This window comes from Streptomyces sp. NPDC093600, assembly GCF_044764755.1.
Taxonomy (GTDB): Bacteria; Actinomycetota; Actinomycetes; order Streptomycetales; family Streptomycetaceae; genus Streptomyces.
Genome location: NZ_JBIWIU010000014.1, coordinates 105,600 through 125,120, shown reverse-complemented (window position 1 = coordinate 125,120; position 19,521 = coordinate 105,600). Strand labels below are relative to the sequence as shown.

The following is a 19,521-nucleotide window of genomic DNA, read 5'->3' as shown; positions in this document are numbered from 1 at the left end:
GGACCCCACCCGTGCGCACACGCCTCCTCCCGCTCCTCATCGTCCTGATGGCCGGGGTCCTGCTCGCCCTCGGCTTCCCGCTCGCCGCCAGCCTCGCCGCCTCCGAACAGCAGCGCGTGATCGTCGACCGGCTCGACGACGCGGCGCGGTTCGCCGCGCTCGCCCAGTTCGTCAGCGAGACCGGACCGGGAATCGACGAGCGCCGCACGACCCTGGACGGCGAACTCGCCAGCTACCACGACGTCTACGGCATTCGTACCGGGATCTTCTACCGCGACAAGCGTGCCATGGCCGCGGCACCCGACGACTGGGTCGTCCCCTCCGAGGGTGAGGGGCACCGGGCCTTCCAGGAGGCGCTGCTCGGCCGCCGCAGCCACGACCCGCCGCAGGTCTGGCCGTGGCAGGACCACGCCCGGCTCACCATCGCCTCACCGGTCGTACGGGACGGGGACGTCGTCGCCGTCGTGGTCACCGACTCGCCCACCGGACGGCTGCGGTCGGCGATCCTGCGCGGGTGGCTGCTCATCGTGGCCGGTGAGTCCGCCGCGATGCTGCTCGCCGTCGGCGCCGCGTTCCGACTGACGGGCTGGGTCCTGCGGCCCGTCCGCGTCCTGGACGCCGTCACCCACGACATCGCCACCGGCCGGATGAAGTCCCGGGTCGCCGCCGCCGGCGGGCCGCCCGAACTGCGGCGGCTGGCCCACTCGTTCAACGAGATGGCCGACAACGTCGAGGACGTCCTCGAACAGCAGCGCGCCTTCGTCGCCGACGCGTCCCACCAGCTCCGCAACCCGCTCGCCGCGCTCCTGCTGCGCATCGAACTCCTCGCGCTCGAACTCCCCGAGGGCAACGAGGAGATCGCCTCCGTGCGTACCGAGGGCAAGCGGCTCGCGCAGGTCCTCGACGACCTGCTCGGCCTCGCGCTCGCCGAGCACGCGGCCGCCGATCTGCGGCTCACCGACGTCGGCGCGCTGGTCGCCGAGCGGATCGCGTCCTGGCGGCCGCTCGCGGAGGAGAAGGGCGTCCGGCTGAGCGGCGAGCACCGGGCGGTGACGGCGTGGGCGGACCCGGTGGCGCTCTCCAGCGCCCTCGACGCGATCATCGACAACGCGCTGAAGTTCACCCCGGCGGGCGAGGAGGTCACCGTGACCGTGGCCCCTGAGGGCGACACCTGCGCGATCGTGGTCGCGGACGGCGGGCCCGGGCTCACCCCGGAGGAGCTCGACCGCGTGGGTGACCGGTTCTGGCGCAGCAACCGCCATCAGAACGTCAAGGGGTCGGGTCTGGGCCTCTCCATCTCCCGGGTGCTGCTCGCGGCCGGGGGAGGCTCGATCGACTTCGCGCCCAACGAGCCGCACGGGCTGCGCGTGACGGTGACGGTGCCACGGTCGGCGCCCCAGACACGGAGCGAATGAGAGGCCCTGCGGCCTACGGCTTCACCGATCGGTAGTAGCGCCGCGCGCCCTCGTGCAGTCTCAGCGGTTCGGTGTAGATCGCGGTACGGAGGTCCACCAGCTGCGCCGGGTGGACCTCCCGGCCGATCCGGTCCCGGCTCCTGATCACCGTACGGGTGAAGCCCTCCACCAGATCCGCGTCCGTCTCGGCCGTGGTGACAAGGAGGTTCGCCACGGCCAGTGTCTCCACCGGCTGTCCGTCCTGGGCCCGGGCGTAGGCGTCGGCCGGGATGACCGCGGAGCGGTAGTGGCGGGTCGACCCGCCCCCGTCGTGGAGCCTGTCCACCAGGGCGGCGTCCAGCGGAACGAGTCGTACCGGAAGGCGGTCGGAGAGGGTCTGGACCGCATGGGTGGGCAGCCCGCCCGACCAGAAGAACGCGTCGAGCTGCTTGCGCTCCAGCAGCGACGGCATCGTGTCGATACCGGCCGATACCGGCTGGATGTCGACGTCCGGGGTGAGCCCGGCGGCCGCCAGGACCCGGTCCGCGACGAGCCTCACCCCGGAGCCCTCCTGTCCGACGCCCACCCGCAGCCCGCGCAGATCGGCCGCCGACCGGACGGGCGACTCCTTACGGACCACCAGCTGTACGTAGTCGTCGTAGAGGCGGGCGGAACCGCGCAGCCGGTCGAACCCCGGCTTCCGGTCCCGCTGGTACTGGGCGACCGCGTCGGCCGTCGCGATCGTGAAATCCGCCTCGCCGGAGGCGAGCCGCGCCAGGTTCTGCTGGGAGCCCTCGCTGTTCCTGAGCGTTATCGAGACATCCGGCAGATCGCGGGCGAGAGCCTGCTTCAGCAGCTCGCCGTACCGCTGGTAGACCCCGGTGGGCACGCCGGTACTGAAGGTTACCGTGCCGCTCGGCGCCGGAGGACCGAAAGGAATCAGCCACCAGACGAGCAGTCCGCCCACCACCAGGAGCGCCGCGGCCAGCTGGAGGGCACGGCGTCGGGCGGCGCGGGAGAGGGTGGCGAGCATGGCGCGATCCTGCCAGCTCGGCCCCCGCGCTGGCCAGGCCCGCCGGGGCCGTACGCGGCGAGCCGGCCGTGTGCGGCGAGCGCGGTCGGCCGGGTGTCAGGCCCTCAGGTCGTCAGGCCCTCAGTTCCTCGGGCGGCCGGAGTCGGGCCGCCTGGCTCCGCAGCCAGTCGAGCAGCCGGGAGACCCGGGCGTCCTCCTCGGGCGGCCGCGGGCTGAGCAGGTGGTAGCGCGTGCCGTCGGCGACCAGGCCGAAGGGCGCCACCAGCTGTCCGCGGACGAGATCGTCATGGACGAGGGCGTACGGGCCGATCGCGACGCCCACCCCGGCGACGGCCGCCTGCAACGCCAGATAGAAGTGCTCGAAGGTCTGCTGCGAGGCGCCTTCGACACGCGTCCCGGTGAGCCGCCCCCAGTCGTCCCACGCCTGCGGCCTGGTGCTGGTGTGCAGGAGCGGCAGGCTGCCGAGATCCTCCACCCGGCTCAGGCGCTGCGCCAGATCCGGGCTGCAGACCGGACCGATTCGCTCCGCGAAGAGGTAGGCGCGGCTCACCCCCGCCGGTACCGGAAAGTCGTCCCTGCGCACGGCGAGGTCGATGGTCTCCCGCTCGAAGGAGATTGGGCCGCCGCCCGCCGACAGATGCACGGTGAGGCCGGGAACCTGGACGGCGAGATCCGGCAGGCGGGGGATCAGCCAGCGCATCAGCAGCGTGGGCTCGCAGGAGAGCGCGATCGGACCGCCCCGCTCACGGCGGGAGATCTCCCGGGCCGCCGAGTCGATCTGATCGAGCGCGTCACGGACGGCGGCTGCCAGCCGGCGCGCCTGCGGGGTGGGTCGCAGGGACCGCGTTTCGCGCTCGAACAGGGGGGTGCCGAGGGCCTTCTCCAGTTTCTGGATCTGCCGGCTGACCGCCCCGTGGGTGACGTGGAGTTCGTGTGCGGCGCGGGTCATGCTCGCGTGCCGCACGGTCGCCTCGAACGGGAGGAGGGTGTTCGGCGGCGGGAGGTCGGGCCAGCGCATGCGTGAAATCTACTCACAGGTGGGGTGAGAAGGAATCGCTTGTCCAGGGGCTTCGTGGGCGGGAGGGTTGGCGACGTCACCGACCGGCGATCCGATCCGAGGAAGACGCATCAGGATGGCGCACCAGGAACACGAGGGACCGCGGGCATCGCGGGCACCCCTGGCATCGCAGGCTCCCCCGATACCGCAGGCGTCACACGAACCTCAGGCGCCCCACGGACCGACGGCAGCGCGAACACCTCACACGGCCCGCCCGCTCGACCCCCGCGCGGTCGCGTCCAGCATCGCCGTCCTCGCCGACGACCTGACCAGCGCCGGTGACGGCGCGGCCCCCTTCCGCAGGGGCGGTCACCGCGCCCGGGTGCTCCTCAGCGCCCCCGTGACCGTGACCGGGGCCGGGGCCGAGGGGGTGAGCGGTGTGGTGGCCGTCGACCTCGGCAGCCGGCTGCTCGGCCTGGGCGAGGCCGTGGCCGAGACACGGCGGGCCGCCCAGGCGTACGCCGGAGCCGACCTGCTGATCAAGACGGTCGACTCCACGCTGAGGGGCCATGTCGCCGCCGAGATCCGCGCCGCCCACGCGGGCTCGCGCCGCCGTGCCGTGGTGATCGCCCCCGCCTTCCCGGCGGAGGGCCGGACCACGGTCCGGGGGATCCAGCATGTCCACGGAGTTCCGGTGCACGAGAGCGCGTTCGGCCGCGACCCGGCGCACCCGGTCACCTCCTCGGACCTCACGCACCTCCTGCCGGAGGCCGTCGTCCTCGAACCCGACCAGCTGGACCGCCTGCCCGAACTGGTCGACAGCGGCGGCCTGTTCGTCTGCTCGGCCACCAGGGACGGCGATCTGGACCGTGTCGTCTCCGCGGTGCCGGAGGTCGGCGGCGTGCTGTGGGTCGGCTCCCCGGGCCTCGCCGCTGCGCTGGCCCGGCGCCACACCCGTACCGCTGCTGCCACCGCCCCCGCGACCGCTCTGTCCGCCGCACGCCGTCCACTGGTGGTCGTCGGCAGCGCGAATCCGGCGACCCGGCGCCAGTTGGACCGACTGCGCGGACGACCGGACGTGGCCGCGGTGGCGGCCGGTGACCCCCTCGCCGCGGTCGAGGCGCTGCGGCGTACGGCGGCGGCGGTACGGGTCGTCCACACGCCCGACGCCCGCCGCGAGGCTTCCGCCCCGGGCTCACTCACCCGCGATCTGGCCCTGGCGGCGGGGAGGTTGGTGGCGGACGGTCTGGTCGACGGGCTCGTCCTGACCGGGGGAGAGACCGCTGTCACCGTCCTCCGGGGGCTCGGTGCCACCGGGATCGACCTGTACGACGAACCCGAGCCCGGGATCGCCCGCGGCACGCTGCTCGGCACGCCGGGCATCCCCGTCCTGATCAAGGCCGGCGGGTTCGGGGACGAGGGAACGCTCGACCGGCTGTGCCGCCTTCTCACCGAAGGCGACGAAAGGAGCACGCGCGCGTGAAGCCCATCGCCGTCACCATGGGTGACCCGAACGGCATCGGACCCGAGATCACCGTCAAGGCGCACGCCGACCCCGCCCGCCGGCCCCCGGTCGTCGTGATCGGGGACCCGGACGTCCTCGCCCGCGCCTGCCGCACCACGGGCACGGCCCTGACCGTCCGGGCGATCGACTCCGTGGCCCAGGCCCGTCCGACCCGGGGTGTCATGGACGTGCTCACCGAGGGCGGACTCCCCGCGGACCTGGCCCCGGGCACGGTGGACGCCCGCGCAGGGATGGCTTGCTTCCGGTACGTACGGCGGGGTGTCGAACTCGCGCTCCGCGGCGAGATCCGGGCCCTGACCACCGCGCCGATCAACAAGGAGGCGCTCCGCCTGGCCGGCCTGCCCTACCCCGGGCACACGGAGATCCTGGCCGAGCTGTCGGGCACGAAGGACTACGCGATGATGATGGCCAACGACGAGCTGCGGGTCGTCCTGGTCACCGTCCACCAGTCGCTGCGTACGGCCCTCGACGCACTCACCACCGCCCGCGAGCTGGAGATCATCCGGCTGACCGACCGCACCCTCCGGGGCGGCGGGCTCGCCCACCCCCGTATCGCCGTGGCCGCGCTCAACCCGCACGCGGGTGAGAACGGGCTCTTCGGGCGCGAGGACCTCGACATCATCGAGCCGGCCGTCCGGGGCGCACGGGCCGAGGGCATCGAGGCGAGCGGGCCGTGGCCGGCGGACACGGTCTTCATGCGGGCCCGGGCGGGGGAGTTCGACGCGGTCGTCGCCCAGTACCACGACCAGGGGCTCATCCCCGTCAAGTACCTGGGGCTCGAACGCGGCGTCAACATCACCATCGGCCTGCCCTTCGTACGCACGAGCGTCGACCACGGCACGGCCTTCGACATCGCGGGACACGGCACCGCGGACCACACGAGCCTGCTCACCGCCCTGCACCAGGCCGCCGACCTGACCGCCGGACCTGACGGACGCCCCGCAGACCCCTCGCCACCGACCTGATCGATGCCTCCGGAGGACACCCGTGGACTTCATCTTCATGCTCACCCGTGACGACAGGACCGTCACGGACTGCCTGCGCGTCCTCGACTCCGTCGCGGACCTCGACATCGGCCACATCGGTTTCAAGGACATCGGCGTCGACCCCCCGACCCTCGCCCGGCTCCACCGCCGGATCAAGGACAGGGGCGCCACCAGCTACCTCGAAGTGGTCAGCACCACGCGGGAGCAGGCCCTCACCTCCGTCAGGAGCGCGATCGACCTCGGTGTCGACCGGCTCATGGGCGGCACCTGGATCGACGAGACGCAGGCACTCCTCGCCGGGACGGGCATCGAGTACCTGCCCTTCGTCGGCCAACCCCTCGGGCACCCCACCCGCCTGGCCGGCGGTCCGGACCGTATCGCCGACGACTGCCGCCGAGCCGCGACGGCGGGCTGCGCGGGCGTCGACCTCCTCGCCCACCGCGCCACCGACGCCGACCCTCTCGACCTCGTCCGCGCCGCACGCGCCGCGACCACCGGCCGGCTCGTGGTCGCCGGAAGCATCACCACCCCCGACCAGATCCGCGCCCTCGCCGACGCGGGCGCCGACGCCTTCACCGTCGGCTCCGCGGCCTTCAACGGCTCCCTCCGCCGTGACGCGGGCACGCTCGGCGCCCAGCTCACCGCGGTGGCCGAGGCCGTCGCCGCCTCCTAGGACGCACATACAGGGCGCACGCCCGCCCGCCCGCTCGCCCACGAGAGGGCCGGGCCGGCACTCCTCCGCCGGCCCTTACCCTAGAGACGTGACTAGCATCGACCGGAGCCTCGCCGTGGGCGAACCCAAGACCTATGAGATCCGCACCTACGGGTGCCAGATGAACGTCCACGATTCCGAGCGGCTCTCCGGTCTGCTGGAGGACGCCGGCTACGTCCGCGCCCCCAAGGGCGCCGACGGTGACGCCGACGTCGTCGTCTTCAACACCTGCGCCGTTCGCGAGAACGCCGACAACAAGCTGTACGGCAACCTCGGCCGGCTCGCCCCGATGAAGACCTCGCGCCCCGGGATGCAGATCGCCGTCGGCGGCTGCCTCGCCCAGAAGGACCGCGACACCATCGTCAAGAAGGCGCCCTGGGTCGACGTCGTCTTCGGTACGCACAACATCGGCAAGCTGCCGGTCCTCCTGGAGCGCGCCCGTATCCAGGAAGAGGCGCAGATCGAGATCGCCGAGTCGCTGGAGGCGTTCCCCTCCACGCTGCCGACCCGGCGCGAGTCCGCCTACGCCGCCTGGGTGTCGATCTCCGTCGGCTGCAACAACACCTGCACCTTCTGCATCGTCCCGGCGCTGCGCGGCAAGGAGAAGGACCGCCGTCCCGGTGACATCCTCGCCGAGATCGAGGCCCTGGTCGCCGAGGGCGTCTCCGAGATCACCCTGCTCGGCCAGAACGTCAACGCGTACGGCTCCGACATCGGCGACCGCGAGGCGTTCTCGAAGCTGCTGCGCGCCTGCGGGAAGATCGAGGGCCTGGAGCGGGTCCGCTTCACCTCGCCCCACCCCCGCGACTTCACGGACGACGTGATCGCGGCGATGGCCGAGACCCCGAACGTCATGCCGCAGCTGCACATGCCGCTGCAGTCCGGTTCGGACACGATCCTCAAGGCGATGCGCCGCTCGTACCGGCAGGAGCGTTTCCTCGGGATCATCGAGAAGGTGCGCGCCGCGATCCCGCACGCCGCCATCTCCACCGACATCATCGTGGGCTTCCCCGGCGAGACCGAGGAGGACTTCGAGCAGACGATGCACACGGTCCGCGAGGCCCGGTTCGCCAACGCCTTCACCTTCCAGTACTCCAAGCGGCCCGGTACCCCCGCGGCCGAGATGGAGGGGCAGATCCCCAAGGAGGTCGTGCAGGCGCGCTACGAACGCCTGGTGGCGCTCCAGGAGGAGATCTCCTGGGAGGAGAACAAGAAGCAGGTCGGCCGGACCCTTGAGGTCATGGTCGCGGAGGGCGAGGGGCGCAAGGACGGCACCACGCACCGCCTCTCCGGCCGCGCCCCCGACAACCGACTGGTCCACTTCACCAAGCCGGACCAGGAGGTCCGCCCGGGCGATGTGGTGACCGTCGAGATCACCTACGCCGCCCCGCACCACCTGCTCGCCGAAGGCCCGACGACATCGGTACGGCGTACCCGCTCCGGCGACGCCTGGGAGAAGCGCACCACCCAGGCCGCCGCCAAGCCGGCGGGCGTCCTGCTCGGCCTGCCGAAGATCGGTGTGCCGGAGCCGCTTCCCGCCGCCTCCGCGCCGGCCTGCGGCAGCCACTGACACCCGCGGGCGGGGACCCGCCGTCGCAGTAGGCTGCGGATCATGCTTGTCGCCGCAGCCGTCTGTCCGTGTCCGCCGTTGCTCGTGCCCGAGGTCGCGGCCGGAGCCGCCCCCGAACTCCACGCCGCACGGGTGGCGTGCGCGGACGCCCTGGGGTTGCTGGCCGCGTCCCGGCCCGATCGGCTCTATGTCGTCGGGCCCGCGGCCGAGGGCGCCCTCGGCACGTACCCCGAGGGCTCCACGGGGTCCTTCGCCGGGTTCGGGGTCGACCTCGCCGTACGACTCGGCACCGACGGGCCGACCGGACGCGACACACGGGCCGGAGCCCGGCCGCTGCCCGCGTCGCTCGCCGTCGCCGCCTGGCTCCTGGAGCGCGCCGACCGGTCCGGCGCGCCGGTCGAGGGGCTGGGAGTGGGGGAGCGGGTGGAGCGCGGCCGGTGCGTCGCCACCGGCCGTGAGCTGGCCGCCTCCGCCGAGCGCGTGGCGCTGCTGGTCATGGGCGACGGCAGTGCCTGCCGCTCGGTCAAGGCCCCCGGTTATCTGGACGAGCGCGCCGCCCCCTTCGACGCCGTGGCGGCCAGGGCGCTGGGAAGCGCCGACACGGAGGCCCTGCTCGGCCTGGACGAGAACCTCGCGTACGAGCTGAAGGCGGCCGGGCGGGCCCCCTGGCAGGTCCTCGCGGGCGCCGCCGAGGGCGCGGGCCTGGAGGGCCGTCTGCTGTACGAGGACGCCCCTTACGGCGTCGGCTACTTCGTCGCCGCCTGGTCCTAGGACACGGGGACGACCGGCAATCCCGACAACAACGAACCCCGTACGAACGGCGGACGGCCGCGGAGCGATGTGCTCCGCGGCCGTCCGCCGTGCGGAGGGAACGTCAGGTGACGCCGGGCGTCAGGCGGCCGGCGGCGGGGTCGGGCCTCCGCCAGGAGTGCCGTCGCCCTTGGTCGCGTCGCCGCTGGGCCCGTCGTCCTTGTGGGCGATTCGGTCCAGAGCCTCCTTGGCCTTGCCGGTGCCCGACTGGATCTTGCCGCTGTACTTGCCCTTGGTCTTCTCGTCGACCACCTTCGCGGCCTTCTCCAGGCCGTGATCGATCTTGTCCCCGTGCTGCTGTGCGAGGTCGGAGACCTTGTCCTTGGCCGGGGCGAGCTTGGCCTTCAGTGAATCCAGGAGACCCATGGGTCACCTTCCCTCCGGTTGAACCGTATTGCCGTGCCCTGTCTCCAGGAGCTACTTCCGGGCGCTCTCGCCGGCCTCGTTGTCCGCCGCTTCCCCGGCCGACTGCTGCTTGGGGATCTCCACCGACTCGGCCGCTTCGGCAACGGCCGGCGCCGGCTCGGTGTTCCCCGCGGTCCCGCTGTCCTCGGTCGCCTCGGCCTCGGCGGCGGGGGCCTCGGAGGCGCTCTTCGCCTCCTCCGCCTCCTCCGCCTCCGACGTCAGGGCGACGGCCTCGGTCTCCTGCGGTGACGCCTCGGCAGCTTCCTTGCCCTTACGGCGAAACATTGCAAAAACGCCCATTTCCACTCCATAGCGTACTCGTGTGGGAGAAGCCCCGCGGCGCCCGGTGCGGCCCATTGCGCCGCCCGGTGCAGCCGGTACGGAAACCGGCGGTCGGAACCTCGCAACAGGCAACGAACCCGGATGCGGGCCGTCACGTCGCTCATTCGGGGACTCGGCGGGAGGTTTGCGAGACTGGGGCGGTGAGAAGTGCAGCTCCCGCCCCGCGGGTCATCGCCGTCGTCGGTCCTACAGCGGCCGGAAAGTCCGATCTGGGCGTTTTCCTCGCCCAGCAGCTCGGCGGTGAGGTCGTCAACGCCGACTCGATGCAGCTCTACCGAGGGATGGACATCGGTACCGCCAAGCTGACGCTCGAAGAGCGCGGCGGCGTCCCGCACCACCTCCTCGACATCTGGGACGTGACGGAGGCCGCGAGCGTCGCCGAGTACCAGCGTCTCGCCCGGGCCGAGATCGACCGCCTCCTCGCCGCCGGCCGCACCCCCGTCCTGGTCGGGGGCTCCGGCCTGTACGTACGCGGTGCCATCGACGCGCTGGAGTTCCCCGGCACCGACCCCGCCGTACGGGCCCGGCTGGAGGCCGAGCTGGAGGAGCGGGGCTCCGGGGTCCTGCACGCCCGGCTGGCGGCCGCGGACCCCGAGGCGGGGCGCGCGATCCTGCCCAGCAACGGGCGGCGCATCGTCCGGGCGCTCGAAGTCATCGAGATCACGGGCAAGCCGTTCACGGCCAATCTGCCCGGGCCGGATTCGGTCTACGACACGGTCCAGATCGGCGTGGACGTCGAGCGGCCCGAGCTCGACGAGCGGATCACCGCGCGCGTGGACCGGATGTGGGAGGCCGGGCTCGTGGACGAGGTCCGCGCGCTGGAGGCGCGCGGACTGCGCGAGGGGCGCACAGCCGCCCGTGCGCTGGGATACCAGCAGGTGCTCGCGGCGCTCGCGGGGGAGTGCACCGAGGACGAGGCGCGCGCCGAGACCGTGCGCGCCACCAAGCGCTTCGCGCGCCGTCAGGACTCGTGGTTCCGGCGCGACCCGCGCGTCCACTGGCTGAGCGGCGCGGCGGAACACCGCGGGGAACTCCCGCGAGAGGCGCTGACGTTGGTCGAACGAGCGGTTACAGCCTGATCACGTGATGGCATCGGGACGCCACGCCCGTCATTCCAACGGTCGGGAGCGTGCCATCATCGAGCATCGATCGACCAAGTGGAGTCCGAGTTGGGAGGGCGCGTGGCGATGGAGGCCGGCCCTCGCGACACAGAGCAGCACGGCGCGGCCCGGGGGGAAACCCCGGGCGACGCGCCCGGTTTGACCCCGGACGGTCCCGACGACGCCCAGGGCACCTCCGTGGAGGTGGACGCCGACGAGGTCGAGGTCGAGCTGCGGCCGCAGGGCCGTCTGCGGATCTGGCAGCTCGCGCCCATCGTGGGCCTCGCCGCCGTCGGCTCCCTGATGTTCGCCTTTCCGCTGGCATTCGGTTCGGGGGAGGGCGGCGCCGTCGTCGCCATGCTGGGGCTGCTCATCAGCTCCTGCGCCGCGGGCTGGGGCATGATGGCCGCCCGCAAGGTGGGCTACACCTGGCCCGGCCTGCCGTCCCGGGGCTCCGGCGAACGCCCGGACTGGCGCGTGATGGCTCTGTACGTCTGCGTCAGCGCGCTCCTGGTGGCTCTGGCGGTCTGGCGCGTCGCCCGCCTGCGCTGACCCGCTGGGCGCCCCACGCGCCCCGCCCCCTCCGCCGGCCCGGCACAGTGCCCGACGCGCCCCGCCCGCTCCGTGGACCGTCGAGGCGCCTGTCGTACCCGACCCGTACAGTTGATCCCGTGACCAGCACGCAGACATCGCCGCTGCCCTTCCTCAAGGGCCACGGGACCGAGAACGACTTCGTGATCGTCCCCGACACCGACAACGCCGTCGAGCTGCCCGCCGACCTCGTCGCACGGCTGTGCGACCGGCGCGCCGGGATCGGCGGCGACGGGCTGCTGCACGTCGTCCGCAGCGCCGCCCACCCCGAGGCCCGTGCGATGGCCGGCGAAGCCGAATGGTTCATGGACTACCGCAACGCCGACGGCTCGGTCGCCGAGATGTGCGGCAACGGCCTGCGGGTCTTCGCCCGCTATCTGGAGCACGCCGGGCATGTCACGGCCGGTGAGATCGCCATCGCCACCCGCGACGGGGTCAAGAAGGTCCACCTCGACAAGGACGGCTCCGTCACCGTCTCCATGGGCCGCGCCGTGCTCCCCGAGGACGGGGTCACCGTCACCGTCGAAGGCCGCAGCTGGCCCGCCCGCAACGTGAACATGGGCAACCCGCACGCCGTCGCCTTCGTCGAGAGCCTCGACCACGCGGGCGACCTGTTCACCGAGCCGCCGTATGCCCCGGCCGAGGTCTATCCGGAAGGCGTGAACATCGAGTTCGTCGCCGACCGCGGCCCCCGCCACGTTGCCATGCGCGTGCACGAGCGCGGATCCTCCGAGACCCGCTCCTGCGGCACGGGCGCCTGCGCCGTCGCCGTGGCCGCCGCGCGCCGGGACGGCGTCGACCCGGCCGAGAGCGGGACGCCCGCCACGTACACCGTCGACGTCCTCGGCGGCACGCTGATCATCACCGAGCACCCCGACGGCGAGATCGAGATGACCGGGCCCGCCGTCATCGTCGCCGAGGGCACGATCGACCCCTCCTGGCTGGCGACCGCCACCACGGCCTGAGGACCGCGAGCGGCGATCTGGTTCCGGCCGACCGTGGACCGGCCGGAACCAGAATCGAAAAAGTCCCGGAATCGAAACAGTCAACGACTGATCTGTCGCTCGAATGGGTGATCCGCTTCACGCTGGGCGAGAGCGTGACTGCGCCGCGTGGTGGGCTCGGTAGCATCAAGCACCGGCCAGGCAGGCACGCCTTGCCCGCCCTCCGCCGGTCGACGTCGCCGGAGGTGCCCCATGAGTGCAGAGGCCACCAATCCTGTGAGCGCGGCAGAGGCCAACGCCCCCGACGCTCCCAGCCGCAGGCGCGCCCGCCCGAGGATCGACCTCCGCAGGCTGGGGCGCGCCGCTCTGCTCGGTCCGACCGCACGAGGCCGCCTGCCGGACGCCATCGGCCACGTCGCCGACGCGCACCGCGCCCACCACCCCGACGCCGACCTGGCCGTGCTGCGCCGGGCGTACGTCCTCGCCGAGTCCTCCCACCGAGGCCAGTTCCGCAAGAGCGGCGAGCCCTACATCACGCATCCGCTCGCGGTCACCCTCATCCTCGCCGAACTCGGCGCCGAGACCACCACGTTGACCGCCTCCCTCCTCCACGACACCGTCGAAGACACGGAGGTGACCCTGGATCAGGTGCGCGAACAGTTCGGGGACGAGGTCGCCTACCTCGTCGACGGTGTGACCAAACTGGAGAAGGTCGACTACGGCGCCGCCGCCGAACCGGAGACCTTCCGCAAGATGCTGGTCGCCACCGGCGACGACGTCCGCGTCATGTCGATCAAACTCGCCGACCGGCTCCACAACATGCGCACCCTCGGTGTCATGCGGCCCGAGAAACAGGTCAGGATCGCCAAGGTCACCCGTGACGTCCTCATCCCGCTCGCCGAACGGCTCGGCGTCCAGGCCCTCAAGACCGAGCTGGAGGACCTGGTCTTCGCGATCCTCCACCCCGAGGAGTACGAGAACACCCGTGCCCTCATCGCGGAGAACGCCGGCGCCGGAGACGCGCTCGCCGCCATCGCCGACAGCGTCTCCACGGTCCTGCGCGAGGCCGGCATCACCGCCGAAGTCCTCGTCCGGCCGCGGCACTTCGTCTCCGTCCACCGCGTCCGGCTCAAGCGCGGCGACCTGCGCGGCAGCGACTTCGGCCGGCTCCTGGTGCTCGTGGGCGAAGACGCCGACTGCTATGCCGTCCTTGGCGAACTGCACACCTGTTTCACCCCGGTGATCTCCGAGTTCAAGGACTTCATCGCCGCTCCCAAGTTCAACCTGTACCAGTCGCTGCACACCGCCGTCGCCGCTCCCGACGGCGCCGTCGCCGAAGTCCTCATCCGCACCCACCGGATGCACAAGGTCGCCGAGGCCGGCGTCGTCGCCCTGGGCAACCCGTACGTACCGCAGGACGGCGCCGAACCGGCCGAGGACGGTGAGCGCGCCGACCCCACCCGCCCCGGCTGGCTCTCCCGGCTCCTCGACTGGCAGCAGTCCACGCCCGACCCCGACACCTTCTGGACCTCGCTGCGCGCCGACCTCGCCGAGGACCAGGAGATCACCGTCTTCCGGGCCGACGGCAGCGCCCCCGGCACGATCAGCCTGCCCGCCGGGGCCACCTGCGTCGACGCCGCGTACGCGCAGTACGGCGAGGCAGCCCACTCCTGCGTGGGCGCGCGCGTCAACGGGCGCCTGGCGACCCTGAGCACCGTGCTCGCCGACGGAGACACCGTTGAGCCACTGCTGGCCCAGGACACGGTCTCGGGGCCCTCTCCCGAGTGGCTCGACCACGCCCGTACCCCCGCCGCGCGCATCGCGATCACCGGCTGGCTCCAGGCGCACCCGGAGGCCGCCAAGGCTCCGGCGGCCGATCCCCGCCCGCCCGTCTCCGTCACGGCCGACCGCCGCTCCGGCGCCAGGCTCCTGGCCGATCTGCCGGGGACCACGGCCGGCGCCGTACGGCCCGCCGGATGCTGCACGCCCGTACCACCCGACGAGATCACCGGCTTCCTGGTACGCGGCGGGTCCGTCACCGTCCACCGGACCGGCTGCGCCGCCGCCGACGCCATGAGGCGACTGGGCCGCGAACCCGTCACCGTCCACTGGGGCGACACCGCGGAGTGCCGCGTCACACTCGTCGCCGAGTCCTTCGGCCGGCCCCGGCTCCTCGCCGACCTCACCGAGGCCATCGCCGCCGCCGGAGTCGCCGTCGTCTCGGCGACCGTCGAACCGCCCTGCGAACAGCGCGTCCGCCACACGTACACCCTCCAACTCCCCGACGCCACCGGCCTCCCCGCGCTGATGCGGGCCATGCGGGACGTGCCCGGCGTGTACGACGTGAGCCGCGCGCAGCACCCCGCCTCACCCGACCTCTGAGCCCGCGCCGCCCCGACCGGCCCGCAGGACACACCGGCCGCGCCTGCCGACCACGCCAGCGCCTGCCGACCACGCCAGCGCCCGCCCGCCACGCCAGCGCCCGCGCCGGCCGTACGGGACGGCCGCCTTCGGCCGGGCGCTGACTCCTTCGGGTGGTGGACGAGCGCGCCGCCGGGGGCAGGGTCCCGCGCACTGGTAGCCGTAGCCCATGCCGCTCACCTCCCGGAAAACCTCCCCACGCGCGCGGTGGCTCCGCTCGGCCGTCCTGGTCGCCGCCTCGGCCGGCCTCGTCGCCGCCACCCTCCCCCCGCCCCCGCCGCTCGGCATCGGGGACCCGCTCTTCCCCCACCTCGGCAACCCCGGCTACGACGTCCGGTCGTACGACATCGGCCTCACCTATTCCGGCCGGAACACCGAGCCCCTCGCGGCCGTCACCCGGATCTCGGCGCTCGCCACCGCCGACCTGGAGCGGATCAACCTCGACTTCACGCACGGCGAGGTCTCGGCCGTCACCGTCGGCGGCGACGACGCCGACTTCGCCACCAGCGGCGAGGACCTCGTGATCACCCCGGCACACGCGGTCGAGGAAGGCGACGCGCTGGAGATCGCGGTCACCCACACCAGCGACCCCCGCGGCTCCGCGGGCACCGGCGGCTGGGTCCGCACCGGCGACGGCCTCGCCATGGCCAACCAGGCCGACGCCGCCCACCGGGTCTTCCCGTCCAACGACCACCCCGCCGACAAGGCGTACTTCACCTTCCGCATCACCGCTCCCAGCACCCTGACGGCCGTCGCCAACGGCCTGCCGGCGGGCCGCGCCGAGAACGGCGCCACCACCACCTGGACCTACCGCACGGCCCACCCCATGGCCACCGAGCTCGCCCAGGTCTCCATCGGCCGCTCCACCGTCGTCCACCGGACAGGACCGCACGGCCTGCCCGTACGGGACGTGGTGCCCACCGCCGACCGGGAGCTCCTGGAGCCCTGGCTGAAGCGGACACCCGCGCACATGGAGTGGATGGAGCGCCAGGTCGGCCGCTACCCCTTCGAGACCTACGGGGTGCTCGTCGCCGACGCCGTGACCGGCTTCCAGCTGGAGACCCAGACCCTCTCTCTCTTCGAGAGAAGACTCCTCACCGAACCCGGCTATCCGGAGTGGTACGTCGACTCGATCATGGTCCACGAGCTCGCCCACCAGTGGTTCGGCAACAGTGTCTCGCCGCGCACCTGGTCCGACCTGTGGCTCAACGAGGGGCACGCGAGCTGGTACGAGGCGCTGTACGCCGAGGAGGTCGGGAAACAGTCCCTTGAGCGGCGTATGAAGGCCGCCTACGCGGCCTCCGACGGGTGGCGGGCGGCCGGAGGGCCTCCGGCCGCTCCCGAGCCGCCCTCGCCCGGCCAGAAGATCAGCCTCTTCCGGCCCGTCGTCTACGACGGGAGCGCCCTGGTCCTGTACGCGCTCAGGCAGGAGATCGGCCGGGACGCCTTCCAGAGCCTGCAGCGCCGCTGGGTGAGCGAGCACCGCGACGCGAGCTCCACCACCGCCGACTTCATCGCGCTCGCCTCCCAGATCGCGGAGCGCGATCTCAGCGCCTTCTTCGCCGGCTGGCTGTACGCGGAGAAGACACCGGCCATGCCCGGGCACCCGGACTGGAGCAGCCGGGCACCGCAGCCCGCGAGCGCCGCGAAACCGGGGTGACGCGCGCCGTCCGGCCGTGTCACCATCATCAGGTCGGCGACGCGGCCGGACCGGGAATCTTTCCGTGCCGTCGCGTGTTGTGATCGACGCAACGACTTTCCATCGACGTAAAGGATCAAATGACCTCCTCTTCATCCCCTTCCCAGGACGAGCAGAGCTTCGCCGAGACGAGCCGCACCGAGAGCCTTCGGGCCGATGCCCTGATGGAAGAGGACGTCGCCTGGAGCCACGAGATCGACGGAGAGCGGGACGGCGATCAGTTCGACCGCTCCGAGCGCGCGGCCCTGCGGCGCGTGGCGGGCCTCTCCACCGAGCTCGAGGACGTCACCGAGGTCGAGTACCGGCAGCTGCGCCTGGAGCGCGTCGTGCTGGTCGGCGTATGGACCTCGGGCACGGTGCAGGACGCGGAGAACTCCCTCGCGGAGCTGGCGGCCCTCGCCGAGACGGCGGGCGCCCTGGTGCTCGACGGCGTCATCCAGCGCCGTGACAAGCCCGACCCGGCCACGTTCATCGGCTCGGGCAAGGCCCGTGAGCTGCGGGACATCGTGCTCGAGACCGGTGCCGACACCGTCGTCTGCGACGGTGAACTCAGCCCCGGCCAGCTCATCGCCCTCGAAGACGTCGTCAAGGTGAAGGTGGTCGACCGGACCGCCCTGATCCTCGACATCTTCGCCCAGCACGCCAAGTCCCGAGAGGGCAAGGCGCAGGTCGCGCTCGCGCAGATGCAGTACATGCTGCCGCGACTGCGAGGCTGGGGTCAGTCGCTCTCCCGTCAGATGGGTGGCGGCGGCGGTGGCGGCATGGCCACCCGTGGTCCCGGTGAGACCAAGATCGAGACGGACCGGCGCCGGATCCGCGAAAAGATGGCGAAGATGCGCCGGGAGATCGCGGAGATGAAGACCGGCCGCGACATCAAGCGGCAGGAGCGGCGCCGTCACAAGGTTCCCTCGGTCGCCATCGCCGGGTACACCAACGCCGGCAAGTCGTCCCTGCTGAACCGGCTGACCGGCGCGGGTGTGCTGGTGGAGAACGCGCTGTTCGCCACCCTCGACCCGACCGTCCGCCGGGCCGAGACGCCCAGCGGCCGGGTGTACACCCTGGCCGACACCGTCGGGTTCGTACGGCATCTGCCGCACCACCTGGTCGAGGCGTTCCGCTCCACCATGGAGGAGGTCGGCGACTCCGACCTGATCCTGCACGTGGTGGACGGCTCGCACCCCGCCCCGGAGGAGCAGCTGGCCGCCGTCCGCGAGGTGTTCCGTGACGTCGGCGCGGTGAACGTACCGGAGGTCGTGGTCGTCAACAAGGCGGACGCGGCCGACCCGCTCGTGCTGCAGCGGCTGATGCGGGCCGAGCGTCACGCGATCGCCGTCTCGGCGCGTACGGGCGAGGGCATCGAGGAGCTGCTCGCGCTCATCGACGCCGAGCTGCCGCGGCCGCAGGTCGAGATCGAGGCGCTCCTGCCGTACACCGAGGGCGGTCTCGTCTCGCGGGTGCACGCCGAGGGCGAGCTGCTCTCCGAGGAGCACACGCCGGAGGGCACGCTGGTCAAGGCACGGGTGCACGAGGAGCTGGCGGCGTTCCTGATGCCGTACGTTCCCGCCGCGCACTGACCGGTCCCGCCGCGCGTCGCCGCGCACGGCTCAACGGGTCCCACGCGTAAAGGCCCCGCCCCCCGAGCAGGGGGGCGGGGCCTTTACGCGTGGACACCGGCCGAGAAGGCCGGCCACCGGTGACGCGAGGTCAGCGGGCGAACTTCTTGCTGACCATCTCGTGCGCGTCCTTGGCGCCACGGCCCAGCTGCGGGCCGGCCAGCCAGCCGTTGCCGCCGACCGGGCCGATCGAGGTGTTCGACACCAGCGCCACCTTGCCGTTCGGCATCGTGCGGATCCAGCCACCGCCGGAGGAACCGCCGGTCATGGTGCAGCCGATGCGGTACATGGTCGGCGTCGCCGGAGCGGTCGTCAGGCGGGTCGGCCGGTCGAGGCACTTGTGCATGATCAGACCGTTGTACGGCGGGGCGGCCGGGTATCCCCAGGCGCCCATCGTGCCGGCTTCGGCGGTGGTCGGCGCGGAGAAGTCGATCGGCAGGGCGACGCCCACGGTCTCCTCGAGCGACTTCTTGCCCCGCTCCGGCTGCACGTGCAGTACGGCGTAGTCGTAGGGCCAGGCGGGGTTCGTGCCACCGCGCTGGATCCACTCGCCCGAGGTGACCGCCCAGTCGGCCCAGTACTGGCCGTAGGGGGCGACCTGGTGCGGCTGCGCGTTGTTCAGGGAGGACGCCGACTTGCCGAGGTCGTTGTAGGCGGGCACGAAGGTGATGTTGCGGAACCAGCCGCCCCGCTGGCCGGCGTGCACACAGTGCCCGGCGGTCCACACGAGGTTGGACTTCCCGGGCCGGCGCGGGTCCTTCACGACCGTGCCGGAGCAGACCATGGGACCCTGCGGCGAGTCGAAGAAGATCTTCCCGACGGGCGCCGCGTTGCGGTGGTACGGAGTCTTCTCGCGCTGGGCCCGGACGGGCCGCGGCACGGGGTCGCTGCCGCCCGCGCCCGCCGCCGTGGTGATCGCCGGGTCGGGGCTCTTCGCCGACCGCATGCGCTCGGGGTCCCACAGCCCCTCGATCACCGGGTTGACGAAGTCCTCGGCCTCACGGAGCCAGGTGTCCCTGTCCCAGTTCTTCCACTCGCCGTTCTTCCACTTGTCCAGGTCGACGCCGTGCTTCTGGAGCTTGTCGGCCAGGTCCTTGGGCAGAGTGGCGCCGCCGCCACCGGTGGTGGGGTCGGCGGCGGTCGCCCCGGCGGCGGGCTTGTCGGCCGCCGGCGCCGTCTCGGTCGGGCCGCACGCGGTGGCGGTCAGCGAGAGCGCCACGGCGAGGCCGGCGAACGCCGGCAGGAGTCTTGTCGAACGCATGAGTTGAGATCCCCCTGGGATGTTTCCCGCGCCCCGGCTCTGCCATGGATTGGTTGCCATGGACGCGTCATTAGCGGTGGACAGTATGCCCGTCGGCGGGAGGCGGGACCCCGGGGGC

At 72.5% G+C, this 19,521-nt stretch carries 17 protein-coding genes; 12 read left to right on the top strand and 5 right to left on the bottom strand.

The genetic code is table 11. The annotated features are described in order from the left end of the window. The first annotated feature begins 11 nt into the window (after positions 1–11). A complete protein-coding gene (locus ACIRB4_RS27945; protein WP_403294969.1) occupies positions 12–1,415 on the top strand; it encodes an ATP-binding protein in 1,404 nt (467 codons plus the stop codon). Positions 1,416–1,428: 13 nt separating this feature from the next. On the opposite strand, the gene ACIRB4_RS27940 is transcribed toward ACIRB4_RS27945, so the two are convergent. After that, a complete protein-coding gene (locus ACIRB4_RS27940; protein WP_403294968.1) occupies positions 1,429–2,427 on the bottom strand; it encodes a TAXI family TRAP transporter solute-binding subunit in 999 nt (332 codons plus the stop codon). Between the two features lie 112 nt (positions 2,428–2,539). Beyond that, a complete protein-coding gene (locus ACIRB4_RS27935; RefSeq protein ID WP_403294967.1) occupies positions 2,540–3,445 on the bottom strand; it encodes a LysR substrate-binding domain-containing protein in 906 nt (301 codons plus the stop codon). Positions 3,446–3,560: 115 nt separating this feature from the next. Between ACIRB4_RS27935 and ACIRB4_RS27930 the strand changes: the two genes are divergently transcribed. The 5 genes from ACIRB4_RS27930 to ACIRB4_RS27910 all read left to right on the top strand — a co-directional run bounded on the left by ACIRB4_RS27930 (position 3,561) and on the right by ACIRB4_RS27910 (position 8,988). After that, positions 3,561–4,907, top strand: a complete 1,347-nt coding sequence (locus ACIRB4_RS27930; RefSeq protein ID WP_403294966.1) for a four-carbon acid sugar kinase family protein — start codon at positions 3,561–3,563, stop codon at positions 4,905–4,907. Further along, positions 4,904–5,914, top strand: coding sequence for a 4-hydroxythreonine-4-phosphate dehydrogenase PdxA (gene pdxA, locus ACIRB4_RS27925; RefSeq protein ID WP_403294965.1), 1,011 nt, complete (start codon positions 4,904–4,906; stop codon positions 5,912–5,914). Before ACIRB4_RS27930 ends, pdxA begins: the two co-directional genes overlap by 4 nt. A 22-nt stretch (positions 5,915–5,936) precedes the next feature. Next, on the top strand, positions 5,937–6,608 hold the full coding sequence (locus ACIRB4_RS27920) for a hypothetical protein (RefSeq protein ID WP_403294964.1): 672 nt from the start codon (positions 5,937–5,939) through the stop codon (positions 6,606–6,608). Between the two features lie 88 nt (positions 6,609–6,696). Next, positions 6,697–8,217, top strand: a complete 1,521-nt coding sequence (gene miaB / locus ACIRB4_RS27915; RefSeq protein WP_403294963.1) for a tRNA (N6-isopentenyl adenosine(37)-C2)-methylthiotransferase MiaB — start codon at positions 6,697–6,699, stop codon at positions 8,215–8,217. Positions 8,218–8,259: 42 nt separating this feature from the next. After that, entirely contained in the window at positions 8,260–8,988 is a 729-nt protein-coding gene (locus ACIRB4_RS27910; protein WP_403294961.1) for a class III extradiol dioxygenase subunit B-like domain-containing protein, read from the top strand. Between the two features lie 120 nt (positions 8,989–9,108). Here ACIRB4_RS27910 and ACIRB4_RS27905 read toward each other — a convergent pair whose 3' ends face one another. Both ACIRB4_RS27905 and ACIRB4_RS27900 read right to left on the bottom strand, forming a co-directional pair. Next, positions 9,109–9,393 (bottom strand): antitoxin, encoded by a 285-nt coding sequence (locus ACIRB4_RS27905; protein ID WP_403294960.1) that lies wholly within the window; start codon positions 9,391–9,393, stop codon positions 9,109–9,111. 51 nt (positions 9,394–9,444) lie between these two features. After that, positions 9,445–9,732: a hypothetical protein gene (locus ACIRB4_RS27900; protein ID WP_403294959.1), complete on the bottom strand. Its 288-nt coding sequence runs from the start codon at positions 9,730–9,732 to the stop codon at positions 9,445–9,447. Positions 9,733–9,914: 182 nt separating this feature from the next. Here ACIRB4_RS27900 and miaA point away from each other — a divergent pair, with 182 nt between their 5' ends. From miaA to hflX, 6 genes are all read left to right on the top strand, one after another. Next, complete coding sequence (miaA, locus tag ACIRB4_RS27895) at positions 9,915–10,853, top strand: tRNA (adenosine(37)-N6)-dimethylallyltransferase MiaA (RefSeq protein ID WP_403294958.1); 939 nt, start codon at positions 9,915–9,917, stop codon at positions 10,851–10,853. Between the two features lie 108 nt (positions 10,854–10,961). Continuing rightward, positions 10,962–11,426 (top strand): hypothetical protein, encoded by a 465-nt coding sequence (locus tag ACIRB4_RS27890; protein ID WP_403294999.1) that lies wholly within the window; start codon positions 10,962–10,964, stop codon positions 11,424–11,426. 119 nt (positions 11,427–11,545) lie between these two features. After that, complete coding sequence (gene dapF, locus ACIRB4_RS27885) at positions 11,546–12,430, top strand: diaminopimelate epimerase (protein WP_403294957.1); 885 nt, start codon at positions 11,546–11,548, stop codon at positions 12,428–12,430. Positions 12,431–12,661: 231 nt separating this feature from the next. Next, positions 12,662–14,791, top strand: a complete 2,130-nt coding sequence (locus ACIRB4_RS27880) for a RelA/SpoT family protein (RefSeq protein WP_403294955.1) — start codon at positions 12,662–12,664, stop codon at positions 14,789–14,791. A 208-nt stretch (positions 14,792–14,999) separates the two neighbouring features. After that, positions 15,000–16,490 (top strand): M1 family metallopeptidase, encoded by a 1,491-nt coding sequence (locus ACIRB4_RS27875; protein ID WP_403294954.1) that lies wholly within the window; start codon positions 15,000–15,002, stop codon positions 16,488–16,490. 119 nt (positions 16,491–16,609) lie between these two features. Continuing rightward, entirely contained in the window at positions 16,610–18,103 is a 1,494-nt protein-coding gene (hflX, locus tag ACIRB4_RS27870) for a GTPase HflX (protein WP_403294953.1), read from the top strand. Positions 18,104–18,233: 130 nt separating this feature from the next. Here hflX and ACIRB4_RS27865 read toward each other — a convergent pair whose 3' ends face one another. Beyond that, a complete protein-coding gene (locus tag ACIRB4_RS27865) occupies positions 18,234–19,403 on the bottom strand; it encodes a trypsin-like serine peptidase (protein ID WP_403294952.1) in 1,170 nt (389 codons plus the stop codon). Positions 19,404–19,521: the final 118 nt, after the last annotated feature.

What these genes read in the sequence shown, in the direction of transcription:
- ACIRB4_RS27865 (WP_403294952.1), bottom strand. Translation starts at nt 19,403, where the DNA reads ATGCGTTCGACAAGACTCCTGCCGGCGTTCGCCGGCCTCGCCGTGGCG.
- ACIRB4_RS27880 (WP_403294955.1), top strand. Translation starts at nt 12,662, where the DNA reads ATGAGTGCAGAGGCCACCAATCCTGTGAGCGCGGCAGAGGCCAACGCC.
- hflX (WP_403294953.1), top strand. Translation starts at nt 16,610, where the DNA reads ATGACCTCCTCTTCATCCCCTTCCCAGGACGAGCAGAGCTTCGCCGAG.
- ACIRB4_RS27910 (WP_403294961.1), top strand. Translation starts at nt 8,260, where the DNA reads ATGCTTGTCGCCGCAGCCGTCTGTCCGTGTCCGCCGTTGCTCGTGCCC.
- ACIRB4_RS27890 (WP_403294999.1), top strand. Translation starts at nt 10,962, where the DNA reads ATGGAGGCCGGCCCTCGCGACACAGAGCAGCACGGCGCGGCCCGGGGG.
- ACIRB4_RS27935 (WP_403294967.1), bottom strand. Translation starts at nt 3,445, where the DNA reads ATGCGCTGGCCCGACCTCCCGCCGCCGAACACCCTCCTCCCGTTCGAG.
- ACIRB4_RS27940 (WP_403294968.1), bottom strand. Translation starts at nt 2,427, where the DNA reads ATGCTCGCCACCCTCTCCCGCGCCGCCCGACGCCGTGCCCTCCAGCTG.
- ACIRB4_RS27900 (WP_403294959.1), bottom strand. Translation starts at nt 9,732, where the DNA reads ATGGGCGTTTTTGCAATGTTTCGCCGTAAGGGCAAGGAAGCTGCCGAG.
- ACIRB4_RS27905 (WP_403294960.1), bottom strand. Translation starts at nt 9,393, where the DNA reads ATGGGTCTCCTGGATTCACTGAAGGCCAAGCTCGCCCCGGCCAAGGAC.
- ACIRB4_RS27875 (WP_403294954.1), top strand. Translation starts at nt 15,000, where the DNA reads ATGCCGCTCACCTCCCGGAAAACCTCCCCACGCGCGCGGTGGCTCCGC.
- ACIRB4_RS27930 (WP_403294966.1), top strand. Translation starts at nt 3,561, where the DNA reads ATGGCGCACCAGGAACACGAGGGACCGCGGGCATCGCGGGCACCCCTG.